Annotated in this window: 21 protein-coding genes and 1 pseudogene; all 22 read left to right on the top strand. The window is 49.8% G+C overall.

Annotated features, from left to right (window positions below):
* On the top strand, positions 1–844 hold an 844-nt coding region (locus PMI17_RS06385; protein WP_007887225.1), incomplete at its 5' end, for a type VI secretion system Vgr family protein.
* 72 nt (positions 845–916) lie between these two features.
* On the top strand, positions 917–2,464 hold the full coding sequence (locus PMI17_RS06390; RefSeq protein WP_238541533.1) for a hypothetical protein: 1,548 nt from the start codon (positions 917–919) through the stop codon (positions 2,462–2,464).
* On the top strand, positions 2,461–3,237 hold the full coding sequence (locus PMI17_RS24440; protein WP_007887228.1) for a hypothetical protein: 777 nt from the start codon (positions 2,461–2,463) through the stop codon (positions 3,235–3,237). The genes PMI17_RS06390 and PMI17_RS24440 overlap by 4 nt, the downstream gene beginning before the upstream one ends.
* Positions 3,224–4,054, top strand: a complete 831-nt coding sequence (locus PMI17_RS06395) for a hypothetical protein (RefSeq protein ID WP_007887229.1) — start codon at positions 3,224–3,226, stop codon at positions 4,052–4,054. The genes PMI17_RS24440 and PMI17_RS06395 overlap by 14 nt, the downstream gene beginning before the upstream one ends.
* A gap of 140 nt (positions 4,055–4,194) precedes the next feature.
* Positions 4,195–5,019, top strand: coding sequence for a hypothetical protein (locus tag PMI17_RS06400; RefSeq protein ID WP_157178869.1), 825 nt, complete (start codon positions 4,195–4,197; stop codon positions 5,017–5,019).
* Positions 5,020–5,170: 151 nt separating this feature from the next.
* The gene (locus PMI17_RS25335) at positions 5,171–5,701 is read left to right on the top strand and encodes a hypothetical protein (RefSeq protein ID WP_157178870.1); all 531 of its coding nucleotides are present in this window, start codon (positions 5,171–5,173) and stop codon (positions 5,699–5,701) included.
* A gap of 134 nt (positions 5,702–5,835) precedes the next feature.
* Positions 5,836–6,219: a hypothetical protein gene (locus PMI17_RS06410; RefSeq protein WP_036620414.1), complete on the top strand. Its 384-nt coding sequence runs from the start codon at positions 5,836–5,838 to the stop codon at positions 6,217–6,219.
* 16 nt (positions 6,220–6,235) lie between these two features.
* A complete protein-coding gene (locus PMI17_RS06415) occupies positions 6,236–6,646 on the top strand; it encodes a hypothetical protein (protein WP_157178871.1) in 411 nt (136 codons plus the stop codon).
* Positions 6,647–6,765: 119 nt separating this feature from the next.
* The gene (locus PMI17_RS06420; protein ID WP_007887241.1) at positions 6,766–7,029 is read left to right on the top strand and encodes a PAAR domain-containing protein; all 264 of its coding nucleotides are present in this window, start codon (positions 6,766–6,768) and stop codon (positions 7,027–7,029) included.
* Positions 7,030–7,031: 2 nt separating this feature from the next.
* Positions 7,032–8,228, top strand: a complete 1,197-nt coding sequence (locus tag PMI17_RS06425) for a hypothetical protein (RefSeq protein WP_007887243.1) — start codon at positions 7,032–7,034, stop codon at positions 8,226–8,228.
* Complete coding sequence (locus PMI17_RS06430; RefSeq protein WP_007887245.1) at positions 8,221–11,625, top strand: ImcF-related family protein; 3,405 nt, start codon at positions 8,221–8,223, stop codon at positions 11,623–11,625. The genes PMI17_RS06425 and PMI17_RS06430 overlap by 8 nt, the downstream gene beginning before the upstream one ends.
* A 24-nt stretch (positions 11,626–11,649) precedes the next feature.
* The gene (gene tssA / locus PMI17_RS06435) at positions 11,650–13,230 is read left to right on the top strand and encodes a type VI secretion system protein TssA (protein ID WP_007887248.1); all 1,581 of its coding nucleotides are present in this window, start codon (positions 11,650–11,652) and stop codon (positions 13,228–13,230) included.
* An 81-nt stretch (positions 13,231–13,311) separates the two neighbouring features.
* Positions 13,312–15,081 (top strand): type VI secretion system baseplate subunit TssF, encoded by a 1,770-nt coding sequence (gene tssF, locus PMI17_RS06440; protein WP_007887249.1) that lies wholly within the window; start codon positions 13,312–13,314, stop codon positions 15,079–15,081.
* Positions 15,045–16,127, top strand: coding sequence for a type VI secretion system baseplate subunit TssG (gene tssG, locus PMI17_RS06445; RefSeq protein WP_007887251.1), 1,083 nt, complete (start codon positions 15,045–15,047; stop codon positions 16,125–16,127). Before tssF ends, tssG begins: the two co-directional genes overlap by 37 nt.
* A 20-nt stretch (positions 16,128–16,147) precedes the next feature.
* Positions 16,148–16,672 carry a type VI secretion system lipoprotein TssJ gene (tssJ, locus tag PMI17_RS06450; protein WP_007887254.1) on the top strand — a complete coding sequence of 175 codons (525 nt, stop codon included), beginning with the start codon at positions 16,148–16,150 and terminating at the stop codon, positions 16,670–16,672.
* A gap of 4 nt (positions 16,673–16,676) precedes the next feature.
* Positions 16,677–19,130: a type VI secretion system Vgr family protein gene (locus PMI17_RS06455; protein ID WP_007887255.1), complete on the top strand. Its 2,454-nt coding sequence runs from the start codon at positions 16,677–16,679 to the stop codon at positions 19,128–19,130.
* Positions 19,130–19,993 (top strand): DUF6402 family protein, encoded by an 864-nt coding sequence (locus tag PMI17_RS06460; protein ID WP_007887256.1) that lies wholly within the window; start codon positions 19,130–19,132, stop codon positions 19,991–19,993. Before PMI17_RS06455 ends, PMI17_RS06460 begins: the two co-directional genes overlap by 1 nt.
* Positions 19,990–20,358: a DUF6201 family protein gene (locus PMI17_RS06465; protein ID WP_036620425.1), complete on the top strand. Its 369-nt coding sequence runs from the start codon at positions 19,990–19,992 to the stop codon at positions 20,356–20,358. Before PMI17_RS06460 ends, PMI17_RS06465 begins: the two co-directional genes overlap by 4 nt.
* 48 nt (positions 20,359–20,406) lie before the next feature.
* A complete protein-coding gene (locus PMI17_RS25115; RefSeq protein ID WP_007887257.1) occupies positions 20,407–21,462 on the top strand; it encodes a phospholipase D-like domain-containing protein in 1,056 nt (351 codons plus the stop codon).
* Positions 21,459–21,785, top strand: a complete 327-nt coding sequence (locus PMI17_RS25690; protein ID WP_007887258.1) for a hypothetical protein — start codon at positions 21,459–21,461, stop codon at positions 21,783–21,785. The genes PMI17_RS25115 and PMI17_RS25690 overlap by 4 nt, the downstream gene beginning before the upstream one ends.
* A 147-nt stretch (positions 21,786–21,932) precedes the next feature.
* Positions 21,933–22,646, top strand: coding sequence for a T6SS immunity protein Tli4 family protein (locus PMI17_RS06475; protein WP_238541534.1), 714 nt, complete (start codon positions 21,933–21,935; stop codon positions 22,644–22,646).
* Between the two features lie 221 nt (positions 22,647–22,867).
* Positions 22,868–23,090: pseudogene (locus PMI17_RS25340) on the top strand (phage baseplate assembly protein V); the annotation flags it as partial.

Consider the following 23,090-nt stretch of genomic DNA (forward strand, 5'->3'; position numbering starts at 1 on the left):
GCAGGAGCACATCAAGCTGGCGGCCGAGTACGGCAAAAGCCAGCTCAACATGGGGCATCTGGTGGACTCGCAGCGCAAACAGCGCGGCACCGGCTTTGAGCTGCGCACCGATGAATACGGCGCAGTGCGCGCCGCGCGCGGCCTGTTCCTGAGCTCACACGGCCAGCAGCAGGCGCAGGGCGAGGTGCTGGAGATGTCGGCGGCGGTCGGTCAGATATCGAACGCCAATAATCAGATGGCGGCCCTCACCAGCGCCGCCGAAACCGCCGGTGCGCTGACCGGTGACATCAGCACGCAGGCAAACCTGCTGTCGGACCGGCTGAAGAATCTGCAGTCTGCCGCCTTGCTGGCCAGCGCGCCGCTGGGCGTGGCGCTGACCTCGGGCGAGCATCTGCAGCTGACCAGCAGCCAGAACACGATGCTGAATGCCGGTCACAACCTTGACGCCGGCGCGATGAAAAACCTGTCGCTGGCCGCCGAAAAGGCGCTCGGCCTGTTCGCCCACACCGGCGCGATGACGATGATTGCCAACCAGGGCGAGGTGCTGATGCAGGCGCAGCACAATGCGATGACGTTCAACGCCGCGCAACACATCACGGTAACCAGCACGGAAGATGAAATCGTCATCAGCACGCCGAAAACGCTGACGCTGAACGGCGGCGGCTCGTACCTGAAGCTGAGCGGCGAAGGCGTCGAGCACGGCTCGCAGGGGCCGATGATTATGAACGTGGCGCAGTATCTGATACCGGCGGGCGGCAGTTCGCTGGATGTGGCCGAGATGCACTTCGCCGAAACTGAAATTGCGCCGGTACCGGAACAACGTAAAGGACTGATTTCCCGCTAAGGAAGCATTATGAAAATCTGTTTTCCCATTCGCGATCTGAATGGCAAAGAGTTCACGTCAGTGGATGAGGTGATGAGCCTGATTAACAGTGAAGCGCACGGCACCTGGCTTTTAGGTGCTAACGGCCTGTGGCACGGCGGCATTCACATCAGTGACATTACTCAGCCATTTTCGGCGCTGAATAAAGATGCACAAAATGACAGCGATCCTATCCCGCTGCAGTTCATGGCAGATGGAACCGTGGTTGCCTACCGGGTAAATGATGTTTATCAGACCGCGCCATATTGCGGCAAACCACTGCGTTTCAGTTCCTCGTTCGTACTGGTTAAATCCGTGTGCCAGCCCGATCCGGCAAAAAATGAATCCTGGCTGGAGTTCTATTCGCTCTACATGCATCTGGCGGCGGTAGAGGATTACCCCAAATCGCCTTGCTACAAGGTTTCAGCGGGACACAACGGTATTTCCGTGCGGAAATACATTAAAGGCAACTATGGTGTGCCGGAAGCTGAAAGCAGTCCTCAATATTCCGCTGCTTACAATGCGCCAGCGGCTGTCGGGGGAATTAAGGTTAATGAAGGCGACCGGTTTGTCGTTTCGCGTACCGGGCGCTTTTATGTCACCCGAAGCCGGGAAACTAAGCTACTTACTTTTGGCCTGTCGCGGCTGCTGAAAGACGGAAAGCTTTCAAAAGAACAATACTGGATCACGCTGGATGCGGGTCTGATGGAGCGGAACGGCGAAATATATGACCTGATGCCGGGCTGGATGAATCATGCCGTGGCGAAAGGCGTTTTCAACAGCGTCGTTAATACCGATGGCAGTGACGTCTGGAAGGTTTCAGCGGGTTCGCCGGTCGGTTTCATGGGACTCAATGAAGTACCCGGCGTTGGGCAACTGGTCGAGCAGGAAAGATTTGTCCATCTGGAAGTGGTAAGCACAGACAGCAAAATGCCTGCATTTCTCTCCAATCCCGCATCCGTTACCACCGGTGGAAAACTGGTTCGCACCATTGCGGGTAAAAAAATGCACCTGCGTAATGGTGAAACCAATCCTCCGGCTTTCACTGCTTCAGAGGTCGCGCTTGCCAGCGGTGCACTGATGAGTAGAGAGAGCACTTCACCCGTTAAAGATGCCTCAGGAAAATGGTGGTTTAAAGTCAGTGATAATGGCTGGATGCCACAGGCAGACGTTGAAGAGATAGAGCAATATGATTTGCTGAAGCAGGGATTCTATCCGCTAGCAGAAGACAGCGACGGCGATATCATGCACACCTTTATGGAAGGCTGGGTATCTGAAGCGTTTGGTCAGGTCGCGAAAGTCAGTGAAGGAAATAATTCAGGCCCCTTATCCGCCCGCGTGCCGGACTATTACCGCACGATGATGGGCAAGCTGGATGAAAATAAGGATGGCAAGATCAGTGCCGATGAAATCAGGCGCGCGTTGAGCCGTCGTGACCCACAGGTCAGAAATATTATTGATCGCGTGGTGATTAAACATCACAGCGAATGGATCGGTGGACCATCCGAAGAACGCTGGAAAGGGTTTTATAAAATACTGGACAAGCTCTCAATACCTTACTGCACTAAATGGCAGTCCGGGCATGAGTGGATGAGTGGATGAGTAAGATTGATGCATTTAAGGGTGGTAATCCGATATGGCATATGCATCCACTCAGGTTTTTAAAATGTATAGAGCGTCCCTTGAAAGTAACAAGGGAAATGCTAAGAGAAATATGGACTGATAATATAAAAGTTCCAGACTCTATTCTTGATTCTGTTTCTGAAGAGTTAACCCTTAGTTTTGAAACTTCGAAGATAGATACGAGGAACAGACTTTATCATCTTATTGCGCAGGTTTTTCAGGAGGTTGGGCCTTCATTTAATCTTATTGAAAACTTCAATTACAGACCAAATGTCCTTAAGGCTAAATTTGCATATTATAAATTACATCCTTCTGAAGCTGATGATGATGGTTTTATTCCTAATCAACAATCTGCTAAACCACAAAATATCGAGAATAAAGCATATGCTGATAGAACCAGTAATGGTTCTTTTGAAAGTGGAGATGGCTGGAAATACAGAGGTAGAGGAATGAAACAACTCACTTTCCGTGGCAATTATCGTTCATTTACCCAGTATCATGCTGAAAAGTGGGGAGGGGATTTGGACTTTGAATCTGATCCTGATTTGCTATTGGAAGCTAAGTATGCAACGCGATCAGCATTGTTTTTTTGGGATCATAATAGTCTTCCAGAGCTTGCGGATAAAGGAGTTACTAAAAAGATTTCATATTCAATTACAGCCATTGTGAATAAATATGATGATCATTATGATGACAGATTTAATAATCTAAACAACTTCTTAAGTAAAAGGGTTTTTGATGCGTTATTTTAATTTTTTACTGCTGGCTTTAATTTCGTTTAATTCCCATGCAGCAATGTTCAGTATCAGTGAAAATGCAAGATCAATTGATGGTGTTGATTACTATTATCTTAATGTGATAGATGGTAATAAAGCGAAAACCATACCTATACCTTTAGAGGGTAATGCAACGAGCATTAATATTAGTGGTGATTATGACTTCATTTGTCCTTGGGGTAAAGTCCGAGGTGTAAGGCTAAGTATGTCTTCATCAACCGGTGATGGAAGCATGCAGATAAATGAGTTTTACTATTTTAATGAAAATCTTAAGAAGGTTTTCGCTAAATATTATACAACTTTTAATCAAAGGGATTTTGTCTATCCAATATCCCTTCAGTCCTCTGTTTGTGATGGTGGAGGTAAGGAAAATAACAATTTAATTGAACAAGTTATTTCAAATGGTCCATTTAAGGTGAAAGGAGTGGACAAAACATTCGTTAAGATTGTGAGTTCTGATGATTTGAAATTGCTAATTGAGAAAGAGGATGGTGAACAGATCCTTAGCACATTTGGTTTGAAATGGGGTGTTTTTCCTGATAGTAAAACACTTTTTTTTATGTCAGTCGGTTCTCAAATGAATTTAGTGAGTTTGATTGGTTGGGATAAAAGCGCCAATAATACATGTTATCGTATTGTTGCTTTTTCATATGATAAAAAGGGTTATTTTAAAAATAATGAGCTAATCTCTAATGACCCAAAGTTAGCTGGTTGTGATGCTGATTCAAATCCTTTTCATTACAAAAATGCAGGTTCAATTAGAAATTATATCAATAATATAAATGTTAAATAAATTCAGTTGACGTCGGGCCAGAGCAACACCGGTTAGGAGTGCATTATTGATATTCACATCGGTCGTAAGTGGAATTCGGTGCGTTCTTTACCCGCCTGCATCATGAGTAACTGTTCTGCAATCAGAGTTTCAGGATTGGAGTGATTGATAGAATGAAAATAATCTTTATTATGATGTTGATTTTTGTTTCTCACTTTTCAACTGCAAGTGATATTTCCAACGCAACATATACAGTATCCACTGTTTATAAAGGAACCCTAGGTAAAAGTGAAGTTACCATGTATCTCAATGTTGATGGCGAAATGGTTTCAGGCAGTTATATGTATGATCGGTATAAGAAAAGCATAAATATTACAGGGGTCAAAAAAAACAATAAGTTGATTCTCAATGAGAAATTAATAAATGGAAGCGCTGTGTTTACACTAACGCTAAATAAAAACATTTATCAAGGTGAATGGTGTTACGATAAGTGCATTCCGATAGCCTTAAGATTTGATACTTCCTTCATGGAAGGTCAAATACCAAGTGTTAGTATCAAGGATGATGATTCTGGTACATACAAATTGATAGTTAGCGCTGGAGAGAAAAATAATGAATTAATTATAACTGATTCCATTGATCAACCGAAGTTGGATTTTTTTGATTTAAATAATGATGGATTTTATGATTTGGTAGTAAGAACTGACATCCGGCCAAATAATGGAAGCCAAGTAGTATTCATTTCAACAACAAATGGCTTTATCAAGGATGAAATTTTATCTAAGGCCAATGGATCATTTGAATATGATTATATTGATAATCAAGTAATCTTTAGTTCAAAAGAAGACTGCTGTAATAAATACAGCAAGGATATTTATTATTATTATGGAGTGGGCTTTATTTTAAAAGACTCGCTATTTTTTGATTATGGTATTGATAAGGGATTTGATAAAAACAAAAAAAACAATTTCAAAATTGTACTTTGAAAGTCATTGAGGTTTTAATTTCCCGATTTCCTGGTGTTGTGTTTTTTACCACCATGAAGGTTGGTTTTTATTTCTGATAGAGGGTGGTATGCGTTGTTTTATTTATAAATTAATATTTATTTTAACGTGCTCATTTTTTGGAGTGTCTGGTGTGATTCCAGAAATTCAGGCTAATATTAATGAATGGTCATTACTAAAAAACGGTGAAAGTTATTTTTTAAACTATAAAGGTTCAAAAGGAATTGCATATAGTAATAACTCATTAATTGATGCTGACCTTGATAGATCCAGCATTGCCTTGACAACAAAATCGGATGAAGTAGTTTCATTAGTTTTGAGCTATCCTAGAGATATCTATTCTTTTATTTTTTCATCAGAACCTACTCCTCATATATTGTCAGCTTGCAAGCAAATAAATCTTTCAGCTATTGATGACTCTCAAGCTGCAACGATTATGGTTTTGTGCTCTAAGAGTTCGGTCTTGAATAATGAGAGCTTCACGAAGCTAAACGCAGAGCAACTACTCAGTCCAAATAATCTTTATCTTGACGGAAAGGTTAAGGTGGCAATTGAGAACGAAAAGGTGTTTTTATTTGATGATGATAATGTTCAGAGGAAAAATAGACCGTATCTCATTAAAGGGGATGTTGTAGAGGTTTTAGAGTATAAAACTCCATGTTAAAGATTAAGTACACAGGAAAGAAAAGAGATGTTTTAGGGTGGATTAATTTTTGCGACATTTTGTGAAAGTTACTTGCTCTTTTATAACGTAAAAATCAACTTAATTTTATTTAAAGCTGTAGCGCTGGGTGCAACGTGAATTTTCCATTACTTATATTATTTTTCCTGTCTTTTAATGCTATGGCTGAATTTTCTGGTGATTGGGACTATGAGTATGGTTCAAATTTGATGAGTTTAGTACTCTTTGAGGATAGTGGTAAAGTTTTTGGTAGGTACTGCTTTGTAACTAACTCTGGGAATCGGATTGATTGTGCAGGTGAAGATGAGGTCAATGTTAAAGGGACCGTTATTAATAACGTTGGTCAAATAACATTTGAAAGTACTTTTGGTGGCACAGGAAAGGCGACTATTAAAATCAATAGCGATCTTCTCACATATACAATAACTGATCACGCTCCCTTTGTTGAAGCCAATATGTCTGTTCCTCATGTGATTATTTTTAATAAGCGCAAGAAATAAGAGGGAGCCACGACTCGTGAGAATGATTGTAATTATATTATCCTTGATGATATTCAGTGTCGCTGCAAAGATTGAAAGGAATATCTCTTGTTTTGCATCTAAAAATAATAAAATAAAACTTAAGTACGTTGTAATTTACGATGATGGAACCGCACTAGGCTATGTAAAATACAGTAAGTCAATTTCTTCAGTTCCATTAGTTTTTATAAGCAAAACTGAAGGCGAGGTTGAAGGGGGAAGGCCAGTGGAAAGAATCCTTACTTGGCTAGAGGTAATTGATGGAAAACTTAACGGGAAATATGAAGTTATGTCTCAGGGAGCAAGATATTATAGTTTTATTTATAAAGGCAGTAGTGGAAATGGTTTCAGTTTTAATGAGGATGTTGATGCTTACAATACCGATCGTGATGATTGTATTTGGAAGTGATGTTGTTTTTGCTATTTAATATACATCTCTCATCCGAAAGTAATTTATAATTAACAATGAAATTTAATTCCAGTTTTATTAGTTAATGATTTCTTGATGCTAACCCCGAGATTTTCAACATGCTCCCATTTATCCGCAAAGGCGATAAAACCACGCACGGCGGTCAGGTTCTGACCGGCTCTGAAACTATGCTGGTTGGCGGTATCGGCGTTGCTCGCAAAGGCGACCAGGTTTCCTGTCCAAAAGAGGGCCACGGTCTAACCACCATCGTTGAAGGCAATCCTGACTATCTAGATCACGATATTCCCGTCGCTTTCCAGGGGCACAAATGCGCCTGCGGCTGCACGCTGATCAGCTCGTTTGCAGCGGCTAAGGTAGGCTGAAGATGCCCGTCTGGCTGGATGCCATTCCTGAAAAAGCGGCAAAAGTGAAACGTCCTGACACGCGCCGCTGGCTGATATTTCTGGCGGTTGTGCTGCTCCTTGGTGCGGCAATCGTTGCCTGGTTCTGGCATGGAGACCGGGCGGGTCTCATCTTCTGGTGTTCGGCTATCGGCTTGCCGCTTTGTCTGTGGGGACTGATATTTAGCTTTCGCCGCGTGGCTTATAAGGCACATCAGGTTGGTGCGCAATCGTGGGATATCGAGCGCGAACAATTAATAAAACAAGAAACTCAGCGCGGCCAGCTTCCTGCCTGGATTCTCGATGCCGGGATTGAAATTCGCTCCGGACAACGTGCAACCAACATTGTCGATGCCATCGAAACCGCATTTCCCGTCGTCGAGCGTTTCGTTCCAACCGGCAAAGTGGCGGCCATTCAATATGCCGCGCTGCCCAATCGTGAGTTCGCTGCGCAACAAGCGATTGAACGTCTAACCCGTCGCATCACAGACGTGATTGCGCCGCTGCGTGAAGATCTCTCCTGTTGGTTGCTGATTGACAGTGACATCGCTGAAGAATCTCAGACTGAAAAACTGATTCTTCAGCACCTTAATGAGCAGTCTCATCGCCCATTCAACCGCATCACCCAAAACGGCATGGCCGGGTTGGATAACTGGTTGGATCGCACGATGGATACGCCAGCCATATTGGTGGCGATATCAGCGCATCTGCCCGAATCCCCGCAAAATGGCGGCGCCGACGCTTTTACCGCCCTGGTATTAGCGAATCGGGCTTCGCACCATTATCCGGATGCTGCGCGCCTGCACCGTCCCGAAAAGGGTTCATTTGCTGGGCTGGATAAAACACTGCAACGCGCAGTGCTGTGGGCAGACCTGAAAGCGGAGAACCTCAACGGTGCATGGATCACCGGTGAGGCCGTAACGCAGGGCGCGGCGTGGAGCAATGCCTGCGATATCTGCAAAGTTACATTCAGCATGACGGATGATCTTACAGTGCCTGACTCCGTTATTGGTTACACCCATATCTCTGCGCCGTGGCTGATGATCGCACTGGCGCAATCGGCTCTTGAAGCTGAAGAAGCGCAGGCCATCGCCTGTCAATCAGCGCCTGAGAGCGATGAGGTCTGGGTCATGGTGGTAAGAAAAGAGCAGGAAGAGAAAGGATTAACAGGGAATGTCTGAAGCAAAAAATAAAACCATTATTGGCCCGTGCGTCGCCGGGGCCATCTTACTGATTATCGTCATCTCATTCCTGCTCTGGGCTTTTCCGGAAATGGTTGAAGCGGCCACCTCAATTCCGCCGGTTACCGGTTTGCGCATCCTCACCTGGGCGGCGGTTGCCATGGTGCTGGTGCTGCTGATTGGCTGGACGGTGGAAAGCCTGTTTCGCCGTTCAGGTAAAACCGGCGTGCAGGCAGCAATGGAGAAGAATAAGCAGCGGGCTGCTGGTGCCAATGATTCCGTCGATGCGCATGATGCGCTTACTCAAAAAGCCTTCAGCGCATTAACGCTGGCAGAGCATCTGCGTTTTCGCTTTGGCCGCCGCTGGCAGCGCAAGGTCAACATCATTCTGGTGCAGGGCGGTAAAGCTGATGTTGAGGCTTCTGTTCCCGCGCTCACTAGTGATATCTGGCAGGAAGGCGAAGGTTTCGTGCTGGTTTACGGCGGTGATGCACAGTTAGAACCCGATACCACACTGCTCGCAGAGCTGAAACAGCTTCGCTCTCGCCGCCCGGTCGATGGCATCCTGGCAATAGTCAATGGTGATGCGCTGCCGGGACTAAACGAGTGTGATGTGATTGCCCGCAACCGGCACAAAGCTGACAGCGTGCTCGGCTGGCAGGCACCCGTTTGGTTGTGGCTGAATCAGCCAACGCATTGGCCGCAGCATATTGATGCTGAAAACCCGGTTGCCGCAATGTTTGGGCCGGATGCGGATGCTAATAGCGCCGCTTCGCTGATTGAAGAACTGATCCCGCGCCTGCGTAGTCATGGAACCCTGTTATCGCTGGAAGACACGCGCAATGACTGGCATCTCGATCTGGCGTCTCGTCTGCAACTCAAGCTGGGTAACGATCTCAATAAGGCCATCAGCGCGCTGAAAAAAAGCCCGGCAAATTATCGTCTGAGTGGCGTGATGTTTACGCCACAGCGCGTTGTGAAGGATCATCATCCGCATATTCTCAGTGCTGCCACCCTCTGGGATACATTAGCCGAAAGTTGCGCTGCTGTGCGGCCACGTAAACTTTCCACTGACTGGATGCGCATCGCCCGCTTTGCCCTGTTTACCGTGTTGGGCTTGTGGTTCGCCGGAACGCTGTTGTCGCTAGCAGTGAACCGCACGCAGATTTATCAGGCGCAGGAAACCGCACGTTTAGCGGCAGATGATCGCGCACCGCTGACCGATCGCTTGCAGCACCAGATGGCATTGCAGCAGGCGATTGCCCGGCTACAACATCGCCAGAAAACTGGCGCGCCGTGGTATACCCGTTTCGGTCTCAATCAGGATGCCGAAACGCTGACTTCACTGTGGCCGATTTATGCGCGCGTCAATAATGCATTGATGCGTGATGTGGCAGCACAAACGCTGAAAGCGCAGCTCGACGATTTTGTCCGCCTTCCACCTGCCAGCAGCGAACGACTCAATGGCACGCAGCACACTTACGATCTGTTGAAAGGGTATCTGATGCTGGCGCGACCGGATAAAGCCGATGCGGAGTGGCTGGCGAAAAACACTCCGCAACTTTGGCCGCAGCGCGAAGGCGTGCAGAAAGCAACATGGCAAACACTTGCACCAAAACTACTGGGATTCTGGGCGCAGAACGTCCCGCAGCACCCTGAATGGAAAATCAAACCTGACAGTCAACTGACCAGCACCGTGCGCCAGATCTTGCTGAAGCAAATTGGTCAGCGCAATGCTGAATCCGGGCTGTATCAGGCAATGCTCAAGCGCGTGTCGCGTAACTGGCCAGATTTATCGCTGGCGGACATGACCGGCGACACCGACGCCTCTACGCTGTTCTTTACTGATGAAATAGTGCCGGGCATGTTTACGCGTCAGGCATGGGAAGAGCAGGTTAAGCAGGCGATTGAGGATGTGGTTAACGCCCGTCGCGATGAAATTGACTGGGTGCTGACCGACAAAATGCATCAGCCAGGCAGCGAAACCTCTCCGGAAGCGCTGAAAGAGCGCCTTACCGAACGTTACTTCACTGATTTCGGCAATGTCTGGCTGAACATGGTGAACAGCATTCAGTGGCAGGATGCAACTTCACTCTCCGAAGCAATTGGTCAGCTAAATCAGCTGGCAGATGTGCGTCAGTCGCCGCTGGTGGCGCTGATGAACACGCTGGCCTGGCAGGGGAAAACCGGTCAGAAGTCGGAAGCACTGACGGATACGCTGGTGGACTCGGCAAAACAGCTGATAAGCCGCGAGAAGAAACCTAAACAGTTGATCTCACAAGCACAAGGTCCGAAAGGCCCGCTGGATGGCGTCTTCGGCCCACTTGCCAGCCTAATGGAAGGCAAAGACGGCACTGGCAGCAACGGCAATCTCAGCTTTCAGTCGTGGCTGGCGCGTGTGACGCAGGTTCGACTTAAGCTGCAACAGGTCACCAGCGCGCCAGATCCACAAGCGATGGCGCAGATGCTCGCGCAAACCGTGTTTCAGGGCAAATCCATCGATCTTACCGATACGCGCGACTATGGCAGTTTAGTCGCTGCCAGCCTCGGTCAGGAGTGGAGCGGCTTTGGTCAGGCCCTGTTTGTGCAGCCGCTGGATCTGGCGTGGCGCCAGGTGCTGGCCCCGGCGGCGGACAGCCTGAATGCACGCTGGCAGTCGACCATTGTGCAGCAGTGGAATACCGCATTTGCCGGACGCTATCCGTTTAAAGCCACTGGCAGCGATGCGGCGATTCCATTGTTGGCCAACTTCGTGCGTGCCGATTCCGGTCGTATTGCGACCTTCCTGAAAACTAATCTCGGCGGCATTCTGCATCAGGAAGGCAATCGCTGGGTGGTTGATCCTTCTGCCAGTCAGGGCATGCAGGTTGATCCGGCCTTTATTGCGGCGATCAATCAGCTCTCATCGATTGCCGACATTGCCTTTTCACAAGGTGATGCCGGTTTACGTTTCGAGCTAATGGCGCGGCCTTCGCAGGACGTCGCTCGCGTACAGATGACCATTGATGAGCAGAAGCTGGATTACTTCAATCAGATGGAAGGCTGGCAAAGCTTCCGCTGGCCGGGCGAAACCTATTATCCCGGCGCGAATCTGACGTGGCAGACGGTCACCAGCAGCGGCATGCAGCTGTATCAAAACAATCAGGGCAACTGGGGCTGGATTCGTTTACTGGAGAAAGCACAGAAAACACCGCTGGATAGCAGCCGCAGCCAGCTAACGTGGAACACGTCAGACGGCAAAGCGCTGAAGTTTATTCTGCGCAGTGAGCTGAGCGAAGGGCCTCTGGCGTTACTGAAGCTGCGGGGTTTTAGCCTGCCAGAAAATATTTTCGACGTGGATGCTAACGCCATTAACGACGCAGTAGTGCCTGAAGAAGCCGCACCGCTCCATGAATAATAGTCGACACGACAGGGAAAAATAATGACACCAGAACAACGATTACAGGCCAGCGCTGGAGCGACTTCCGCGCGTAATATCAGTGCCGGAATGGCGCTATGGCAGAACTGGTTAGCACCGTTCAGTGAAAGCAATCCAACCGGTGACGATCCGGCTTATGAAGATGATTTCCAGGCGATGCGCGACGAGATCAATAAGCTCTCCGGGATGGATGCCGATCTTTTGTGCCAGCTAGCGGAAACGCTACTGTGCGAAAACGTCAAAGATATCCGCGTTATCACCTGGTATATCCTCGCCCGCTTAGTCAACGACGGTGAAAAAGGGTTGGCTGAGGGCTTGCTGCTGCTGTGCGCGATGGTGGAACGATTTGGCGATAAGTTGCATCCCCAGCGCGCCAACGCGCGCAAGGCAGCAGTTGAATGGCTGAACAGCGAGAAGGTATTGAATGTGCTGGCGCGCTGGCCGGAAGTGGTGCCGGAAGACGCTAGCTTGAGTTCCGGAGCGCTGGTGAAACTGTCTGAACTGACGCAACGATTGCCGGAAAATGAGCGACCTGTGCTTGCCGGCCTGTGTACCGCGTTAAAGCAGCGGTTGGATGGTTCTGGCGGCAGCGACGCGATGTTGCCGCAAAACAGCAGCAGCGTCAGTACAACCGCGCAACCATCAAGTTTGACGCTGTCAGCGGTGAAATCCGGACGCGATTTGCTGGATCAGGGCAAATTGCTTTCCGCGTGGCTCAGCAAACAACCGGCGGGCTGGCTCGCCTCGCACCGTCTGATGAAAACCCTGCGCTGGGACACCGTCGATGTCATCCCGCCAATGAATGCCAACAGCTGCACGCGTTTGCCACCGCCGAAAGCGGAATACCGTGCGCAGCTTAAACGGCTTTATATGCAACAAAACTGGATTGAGCTGGTGGAGTACGCATCACAGATGTTCTGCGAGGGCGTGAATCACTTCAGCCTCGATGTGCAGTGGTATCTGTGGCAGGGATTATCCCGCGCGGGAGCGCCGTGGGAACAGTACGCAGACTATGTGGTGTCGGATCTGGCGCTGCTGCTGGATCGTCTTAAAGGACTCGAAACACTCGCTTGGGATGACGGCACGCCGTATGCCGATGAAGTGACGCTGAACTGGATCAATGAGAAGGTGAGGGGCAATAACAGCGGATTTGGTGAAGAAGCCGTGGTGATGGTTAACAGTGATGCGGATGACGTGCTGGCGCTGGAAGCGGAAGCGATGGCCAAAGGTGACAGCGAAGGGCCTGAAGCCGCGCTGGCCTGGCTGCAAACCCGACCGGGCACCACTTCCGCGCGCAGCCGCTGGCTGATGCGGCTGGTGATGGCGCGCATCGCTGAGCAATTTGGTCGCAATGAAATGGCGCTGCATCTGCTGGGTGAACTCAGCGACAGCGCACCGCAAATGACGGTGATCGAATGGGAGCCGGCGTTGATGTTTGAGGTCTATTCCCGTCGCCTGCGCTTGCTGCGCATGAAGTCATCGCGCAGCGAAACCGACAAAACCCGCCTCACGCCGGAAATGGACAAGCTGATTGCCGCGATGATTCAAATCGATCCTTCCCGAGCCTTCGTGCTCTGCAATTAAAAATCACACCGCATCATTCGTAGGGTCGCCATTCATGGCGACCATGCCAGCAATTAACACCGATTTACCAGGAATTCACACATGGATGATTTAACCCTGCGCTATTACGAGGCGGAGATGCGCTATCTGCGCGAAGCCGGCAAAGAGTTTGCCCGCGCCCATCCCGACCGCGCGGCGATGCTCAACCTCGACAAACACGGTGCGCGCGATCCTTACGTTGAACGCCTGTTCGAAGGTTTTGCGTTTTTAATGGGACGTATGCGTGAAAAGCTCGACGACGACCTGCCGGAACTGACCGAAGGGCTGGTTAGCCTGCTCTGGCCGCACTACATGCGCACCATTCCGTCACTCTCCGTGGTGGCGTTTAATCCGCAGTGGCAGACGCTGCGCCAGGCCGAAATCCTGCCAGCCGAATTCTCGGTGTTATCGCGCCCGGTTGGGCAGCATAAAACTGCCTGCCAGTATCGCACCACGCGTGATTTGACTTTGCAGCCGTTGAACCTGGCTGATGCGCGACTGCATACCGAAACCAACGGACGCTCAACCATTCGCCTGCGCTTTGACTGCCCGGCAAAAGTCGACTGGAGCAAAGCGGGCATGGATAAAGTCTCTGTATATCTTAATGCCGACAGCCCGGTAGCCTCGGCGCTGCATCTGGCACTCACGCGCAAGGTACACGCGATGTACACCCGTCACGCGGGTACGCACACGGAGCGCAATGCGTTTGATGGCTGGTGCAAGCCGATGGGTTTCGACGATGCTGATCGTCTATGGCCGAAAGGCGAAAGCGCCTTCAGTGGTTATCAGTTGCTGCTGGAATACTTCAGCTTTCGTCAGAAGTTTATGTTCCTGGAACTGCGCGGGATCGAAGGCATTGGTTTGGACGCCGACAGCACCTGGTTTGAAATCGACATTGTGCTGAGTGAAACCTGGTCAGCGGATTTGCCGTTCGAGACCGAGAACTTTCAGTTGCACTGCGCGCCGGTGATTAACCTGTTCAGCCTGGAGGCCGATCCGCTGACACTCAATCCACTGGAAACCGAATATCTGCTGCGGCCACTGCGTTTGCAGGATGGTCACACCGAAATTTACAGCGTGGATGATATTCACGGCGCGATGAAAAATGGCAAAAGCCAATACGTGCCGTTCACCAGTTTCCGCCATCGCGGCGGCATGATGCGCCACGATGCGCCGGAGCGCTATTTCCACACGCGCGTGAAGCGCGGCGCATCTGGCATGCACGATACCTGGATTATCCTTGGCGGTCGCTCGTTTGACATCGACAAGCTGGCCGAAAAGCCTGAATCACTGTCGATTCGCATCACCGGAACCAACGGTCAACTGCCGCGCAAAGCGCTGGAAAGTACGCTGCTGGATCGCGTGGTGAAAGCGGGCAAAGTGCCGGTGTCGGTGCTGAATCTGACTGCGCCGACATTGCCGCTTTATCCGCCTGCAGCCGATCGCTTCCACTGGCGGGTAATGAGCCATCTTGGTTCCAACTTCCTCAGCATGATGGACAATCCGGAAGTGCTGCGCGGCACGCTGGCGCTCTATGACTGGACCAACGATGAGATGAACCGTCGCCGTCTGGAGGCGATTGTGGCGGTGAAACACAGCCTGATCCGCCGCTTCGAGCGCGGCTTTATGCTGCGAGGCGTGGATATCGAAATCACGCTGAATGCGGATAACTTCAGTGGTGAAGGCGACGTGAACCTGTTTGGTGAAATGCTACACCGCTTCTTCTCGCTCTATGCGGACATCCATCTTTTTAATCAGCTGACGCTGGTGCTGCAACCGACAGGGAAACGACTGCAATGGCGAGAGAATCACAGTCAGCACATACCGGGCTGACGGCACAACTGAAAGACGACATCTGGCGGGTGAATTTCTATCGCTACTGCCAGTTGCTGGAGCAGGATAATCCCGATCTGCCGCTGCTGGGTACCACCTGCCATCCGGCTAACGATCCGGTGCGCTTTCGTCCGTGGCCGGGCATGGGCTTTCCTGTTAGCGAACTGCGTGCGGTTGAGTTTGATGACGACAATCCAGCGCTGCCGCCGTCGGTCCGCACCACCTTTCTCGGTATGTACGGCGTCGATTCGCCGCTGCCGGGATCGTACCTCGATGACATCGCGCAGCGGCGTGAAGGGCATGAATCGCTGACGGCGTTTCTCGATATCTTCAGCCACCGCATCACCACGCAGTATTACCGCATCTGGCGCAAACATGCCTATCCGGCAACGTTTGAGGCCGGTGGTGCAGATAAGACTTCGCAATGTCTGCTTGGGCTGGTGGGATTGGGCATTCCGGGCACTGCGCAGCATGTGGCAACGCCGGTTTCACGTTTTCTGGCACTGCTCGGCACTATGCGATTGCCAACACGCAATGCGGAAGGCATCCGCGCGCTGGTGAATCTGTTGGCTCCGGGAACGCAGGCCACCATCAGCGAGCACGATCCGGTCAAAGTGCAAATCGCGCAGCGCAGCGGCTTGGGCGCAAATAATCGCGTCAACCTGGCGCAACGTGCCACGTTAGGAAAATCCGGGCAGGAGGCTAGCAGCCGCGTGCTGGTTTCCCTCGTTACGCACAGTGAGCAGGAAGCGCGCAGCTGGCTGCCCGGCGGTCATCTGCATACCGATTTGCTGGTGCTGATGCGTGTTTATCTCGGTTACCGCAGTGACGCGCGATTGCGCCTCACTATCCCGTTAACCCTTTTGCCGGAGCCACGCCTGGCGAAGTCACAACGCATCAGTCTGGGACGCACCGGCGTATTGGGGCTGAAAGAGGGCAAGCTGAGCAATCAGCAACAAACGCTCACTGTCAGTCTGGGATGTTATGAAGGGTTGCAATCATCAGGCCGGGAAGCGGCCACTAGCGGACATTACCGTTTCGAATAATCTGCATACAAGGAATTATCATGCCAGTTTTACGTGGATGGCGAGTATTACTGATCCCGGCCTTTTTCCTGCTGGCCGGATGTGGTCTGACCCAAACGGTGACCGATGGCACCGTCGATGTCACTAAATCGATCTTCTACAAAAAAATTAAGGTGCTGCACCTCGATTTCACGCCGCGCAAAGCAGCTAACGCCGACGGCGACCAAATCCCGCTGGCAACTATGGTGCGCGTCTATCAGTTGAAAGACAGCAAGGCACTGGAAAGCGCGGATTATCCTTCGCTGCTTCGCGATGGCGATAAGGTGTTGAAAGAAGATTTGCTGGAGTCCAAATCGCTGCTGGTGATGCCGCAGGGCAGCGTCAGCCTTAATATGCCGATGCATGCCGAGGCGAAATCTGTTGCGGTGGTGGCGCTGTTTAATCGCCCGGATCTCACCGATAACCGCTGGCGTTTACTGCTTACACGCAACGATCTGGACCCGGATTATCCCCGCGTAATTGAGCTGGGCGAAGGCACACTGACTCTGCTGCCCGTTAAGGAGTAAGCACATGGACAAGTGGCTATCCCGCTTCAGCGGGCAGAATCTGTATCAGCTTGATATTCACAACGCTGCTGTGCGCCCCGACGTGCTGCGTTTTCGCGGTCGCGAAGCGCTGAGCGAGCCGTTCCGCTGGGACATCGAGTTCACCACCGATGTGCCGGTTAAAGACGAACTGCTGAACAAATTCGCCACCCTGACGATGCGCAGCGGCAAGGTGGTGCACGGCGTCATCACCCGCATGGAGTGGCTGAGACAGAGCGCCGACCAGACGCACTATCGCGTCTTTCTTGAATCACGCCTTGCGCTGATGAAGCTAACCTGCGAGAGCCGGATATTCCAGAACCTCAGCGTGCCGGAGCTGGCGGAGCAGTTGTTGCGCCAGCACGACTTCGAAGGGCCGGATTTTGATTTCCGCCTGACGCGCGAATACCCGGCGCGCGAGCTGATTACCCAGTGGCAGGAGAGTGATTTGCAGTTCCTGCAGCGCATTCTGGCGGAGGTCGGCATCTGGTTCCGTTCCGGGATGAACGCGGTTACCGAACAGGAAATGCTGATTTTTGCTGATTCGCAGCAGGGCTATCAGTTTGACATGGCGCTGCCGTACGCCGAGCTTTCCGGACTGCACGACGGCGCACGCGAGTCGGTGTGGGGCGTGCGCACCTGGCACAACGTGGTCACCGGCAGCGTGAAGACCCGCGACTACAACTATCGCCAGGCGGGCGAACCCGGCGACGCTGATGCGGCGGTGAGCAGCGGTGCCAGCACCACCGGCGAATATTATCGCTACCCCGGACCATTCCTGAATCCCGGTGAAGAAGATGAAACCGAATCAGGACGGTTCTATGCGCGCATCGCCCACGAGCGCGAGCTGAAGCGTGCCGACTACGTGCATCTGTTCAGCAACGCCTCACACCTGAAGCCGGGCGCGGTACTGGAGCCGCAGGGCAACGCTATCCGTGCGCTGCAGAACGGCGTGGTGATGACGCTGGTGACCTTTATCGCCGCGCGCGATTCGCGCCTGCACGTTTCGGTCTGGGGCATGCCGTACAGCGAACACTTCTGCTTCCGTCCGGCGGCAGTGCCGCGCCCGGAGATTGTCGGAACCCATCCGGCGCGGATTGAAAGTCGTAACGCCGATGATATTTACGCCCATCTCGACGAGACGGGACGCTACCGGGTGAAGCTGGACGTTGACCGCCTGTTCAGCGAATCCGGCTACAGCTATGTGTGGGTGCGGCTGGCGAAACCCTACGCTGGCAGAGATTACGGCTTCCACGCGCCGCTGATTCACGGCACCGAAGTCGGCATTGCCTTTGACGGCGGCGACCCGGACCGCCCGTATATTGCCCACGCCTTCCATGACTCTGAACATCCCGACATCGTCAGCCGCGACAACCGCAGCCAGAACATTCTGCGCACTCCCGCCGGAAATGAACTGCGCATGGAGGACAAGCGTGGCGAAGAACATATCGCGCTCACTACTGAATATGGCAAAACCCAGCTTAATCAGGGCCACATCACCGACAAGCAGGACAAACCGCGCGGCAGCGGCTTTGAGCTGCACACCGATGAGCACGGCGTGATACGCGTGGCGAAAGGCCTATTCGTCACCGCCGACGGTCAGACTAAAGGCGCGGGCGAAGTGCTGGACATGGCAACCACGCTGCGTGAAATCGAGATTGCGATTAAACAAATTGAGCAGCTCAAGCTGGTGCAGGCGCAGGTGGATGCGCTGATTGTCGATATCAACGTGCAGCGCGAGATGCTCAGCCAACGCCTGCAGCCGCTGAACGAGCTGATTCACTTCTCCGCACCCGAAGGCGTGGCGTTCACCAGCGGCGAGCACCTGCAGATGACGGCGGCGGAGAATATCCACCTCAACGCGGGCGGTGACATCAGCGCCGGTGCGATGGACAACGTTAACCTGATGGCGGGCGAAAAGATCGGACTGTTTGCGCATAAAGAGAAGCTGAGCCTGATCGCGGGTGAAGGGCCGATAAAAGTTGAGGCGCAAAACGCGGCGATGAAAATCACGGCAGCGAAAAAACTTAGTATGAGCGCGGAGCAGGACATCCTGTTCGCCGGTAAAAAGCGCATCGTGCTGATTAGCGGCGGCAGCTATCTGAAGCTGGAGGCCGGGCGGATTGAGTACGGCACCGAGGCGAAGTATCTGCGGAAAATCAAACGCACGCATAAGGCGGTGTCGCGGGAGATGGAAGTAAACATTCCAGCGATGCAGTCTGCATTACCAGTTCTCTCATGTGGACTGAATTCAGCGTGCTTCAGAGTGACTGATAGCAATACAAGTGCCGATAATATTGACTATGCATGGAGAATAACTACACAGACAGGAAGTATTAATGGAATGAGCTGTCAGGCATTGACGCATGAAGTTAAAACAGACCTGGAAGAAATAATAATTCTCGATTATGTGTATCAAATAAGAGCAGGAGTAAGATAATGACTTTAGCCACTACGACCACTTCAACTTTGACGAATAAAAAGACTAAAGAAGTTAAGGTGGAGTTTTTTCATATTGATATGATTCCTGATGCGATGGATAAAATGAATTGGAGTGTGGCCGCAAAACTTATGCGGCATTGGTTTAGCATAAGTCCAGCATACGCATTTACTGAACAATCAAAACGAGCAGCTTTGAAAAATGATGCTACAAACTTACCTGATGCACAAGTTAATAGCGATATTATTAAAATGTCTTGGGCAATGCAAAATGGCCAAGTTAAAAAAGGAGTAAATGAACTTCGCCGCACATGGAAAAGTGTTAGAGGAATTGAGAGGCTGAAGTTTCAAATATCCAAAGGAAATATAAATAAAAACAATGAAAAAACGCTAGGTTATTCGGATAGCATTCGAGAACTTGATGCTAATGCCCAGGTGAACATTATGAAGATTGGAAATAAACTTGACACAATAAATGAATGGTATGGTGCAATGGGTAACACCACATTAAAGGTTTGTGTTAGAGGTAGAACAAACATAATTGATAATACATTTATAGTCGACAAAATAGGTTTCTATTTAAAAGATTCATACGATTTCGTGGATGATGACGGAAATCCCGAACCTCTAGGAATTTGGAGTAAAGATCGCATCTTGGATAAAAAGAGTTCAGCATTCTATATGTCAACATACCTTTCTGGAGTATGGGGAGTACTAGTTCGAAATTACTCAGGATTCGTACCCATATTTAATTCTGATTTTCGTCGTTGGCAAGAAAAAAATAACACTGGCGGGGACTTCATTGTTTTATCAGATGTACTATGGATGGAAGCTCTTCCAAAAGATAAGGTAATAAAGTTATGAGGGCGTCAACTGCAATAAAAATCATTGCAGCGCTATTATTTATTGCATGGGTTTTCTTTCCGTCAACAATAATAAGGCCAACATATACTAAAGTATTTCAAGAAACCAGTCCTGATATGAAATATAAAGTTGTCGTGTACCGCATAAAAATACTCTCCCCTATGTCATTATTCAAATACATCAAAGATGAAGACTATTTTTTCATTATTTATGACGGTAGAGGTAATAAAGTATTCAAACCTTCCCCATACTATGGAACATCTGAGATTTTAGCATATGACTCTATTAGATTTTTTTATGGGGAAAAACACTCTCTTTTTTATCCTGGCAACCAAGGATATGACTCTTTTGAATTATCAAAATGAACCAAAGGCTAATTCTTGCTTGTCAAATTATCCTATCCGGAATTCCTCATGCTGAGAACGGAAATGGACATGCTGCCGGTCTTTCCGGAGGGGAGACTCGACGATCCGACCATCGTGTCGCAAATCCACCTGACGCGGCAGTCGCTGGTATTTGACTCGCACAGCCTACTCAACCGCATCCGTTGCAGCCTGTGGGTGAAACAACAACTGGAAGAAAAACAGGTACCACGCAAAGAGTGGCATCGGCGCATTCTGGAACTAGAGAAAGGCTGCGACGACAGCTATCTAAATATCGATATTGAGGCCTGCTACACCTCCGTCACACTGCTGAACCTGCGCGACCACGGTGAACTCAACGGCCAGCCAGTTACTGAGCAGATTTATGTGCACAGCAAGCTAATGATCGTTGATGACCGCTGGGTGCTGGTGGGCAGCGCAAACATTAACGACCGCAGCCTGCTGGGCAGCGGCGACTCTGAACTGGCAGTAACCATCGCCGATACGGCGCACAGCTTCAACGATCTTGACGGAACGGGCACGCCTGCGCCGTGTCGTAACTTCGCACGTGAATTGCGCCAGAATGCCTGGCGTAAATGGATGGGTAGCGCGGCGGCCGAGTGTGAAGAGGCACTGGATAAGCCGGCATGGAGAGCAAGCTGGGAGAAGATTCAGGCGATCGCGAAAGATAATGCCCGGATTTTTGATGCTGTATTCAATTTTATCCCCCGTAACAAGCCCAAGCCAAAAAAGGGAACAGGAGAAAATTATTCTGATGATATTAGTCCTTCACAAGAAGGCGGGGACGTGCCAGCGTCAATTTGGCCAGTAATGACAGCTAATCAAAGTAACAACTTAACCGATAGAGAAAACATGCCGTTTTCGGAAATATTTTGGCATTCTTATAACAGTAATTCATTCGCGAATCGGCATCGACTTAATGAAATAAAGGGATACTTCACGGCTCTGTCAACAGGTTGGACATCCGGTGAAGATAACCTTATTCCATACAATATGAGACTAATTGCACAGAGAGATTTCTTAGGGAGTGATGAGTCCAAAATTTCCATGAATGAAATAGTTGAAAATGAAGAGAGGCTTTCGTGAGAAAAATATATTATCCACTATTGGCACTATGCTCTTTGATTTCAACTGATGCTGTGGGACAGGAGTGGAAGAACGAATGTGTTGGCTATTATCAGATGGAACTTCCCGAAGGCTTGGAAATTGCTTTGTATGCCGTTAAAAATCTCACTCATCCTCCCAGAGAGCCTAAAAGTGATTATGGTGTATTAATTCAGCGGACACGAAAGCCTGTGATTACATTCGGCGATGCAGTTTATGAAAATGGTAATGATAGAGTTCAGGCACAGTTTTCAGAATTTTATTATGGCCAATATAAGCTGGGGGTTTCCTCTAAATCTACTTAGTCAATTGATTTTTCAGCTTACAAAGAAAAAATCCGAGGTGATTATGAATTCCTTGCCATATCAAGTAGGGAAAAAGAAATAGAAGATTTAAGAGTCCTTCATGAACCACTAACGCCTGATGATGAGTTTCGCCGTCTATATGGATTTTTGATAAAAGAATATAATAATGCATTTACTATTTATCAAATTAGAGGTTATACCATACAGGCTAATAGTGGTAATCGCCTGTATCAGTTCTGGCCATTGAAAGATAAATATAAAGAGGATAAATCACAAACCGCAGAAAACCAGTGGCATAAAAAAGAGCCAGAAGTTAAATCGTTACTAAGCCGCTTTAGTCCACGAGAGTTGTATGAAGTACCAACCAAGCAAGGTTTCTGCATCCCTTACGGATTTATTGCCAATGATTCCGGTCAGGAACCACATAATATGGCGGTGACATACCGTCTGAAAGAGCATCCGGATGTCACTATATTCATACAGGATCTGGGACAGGAACCCAGCGATGGATTCATACGACCGGAAAATGAGAGTGAAAAAGATTTCATTACATACCTTTGGGAGCACAAATATCAGTGGGGTTCAGTCTATAAGGATTTGATTAGTCCAAAGTGGCGCACTATTGAAATGGATGGGCGTAAAGGTTTAGGGACTTTCGCGATGGCGGAATTCAGTGATGGCCGCGTTGATTATGGCTACGCAGCGTATGTGCGTGGCAATCACAACGCCAGAAACGTGCAGCCTGACCTGTTGATTTACGTTATGCAGTACAGCGTACAGGCAAAAGACCGTCCACCAATGGATAAGAAAGAGCTGGAGAAAATGGCTGAACGCATTGTTGCTTCGGTAAAACGGCGTTAATCGTCCTCGTGAGTAATGCAACACTAACCACTCTGAACATTGATTTACAAATGAGCTATGCCTGCGTCATTCTGCGGAATCTGCGCGACCACGGTGAGTCGGTTAGTGAGCAGATTTATGTGCAAAGCAAGCTGATGATCGTTGACGACCGCTGGGTGCTGATGGGCAGTGCAAACATCAACGACAGGAGCATGCTGGGCACCGGCGACTCAGAGCTGGCGGTAGGGATGGCAAAACCCTACGCCGGACGAGATTACGGCTTTCACGCGCCGCTGATTCAGGGCACCGAAGTTGGCATTGCCTTTGACGGCGGTGACCCGGACCGCCCGTATATTGCCCACGCCTTCCACGACTCTGAATATCCCGACGTCGTCAGCCGCGACAACCGCAGCCAGAACATTCTGCGCACGCCAGCCGGTAACGAACTGCGCATGGAGGACAAGC

The sequence above is a fragment of the Pantoea sp. GM01 genome (assembly GCF_000282675.1).
Taxonomy (GTDB): Bacteria; Pseudomonadota; Gammaproteobacteria; order Enterobacterales; family Enterobacteriaceae; genus Pantoea; species Pantoea nemavictus.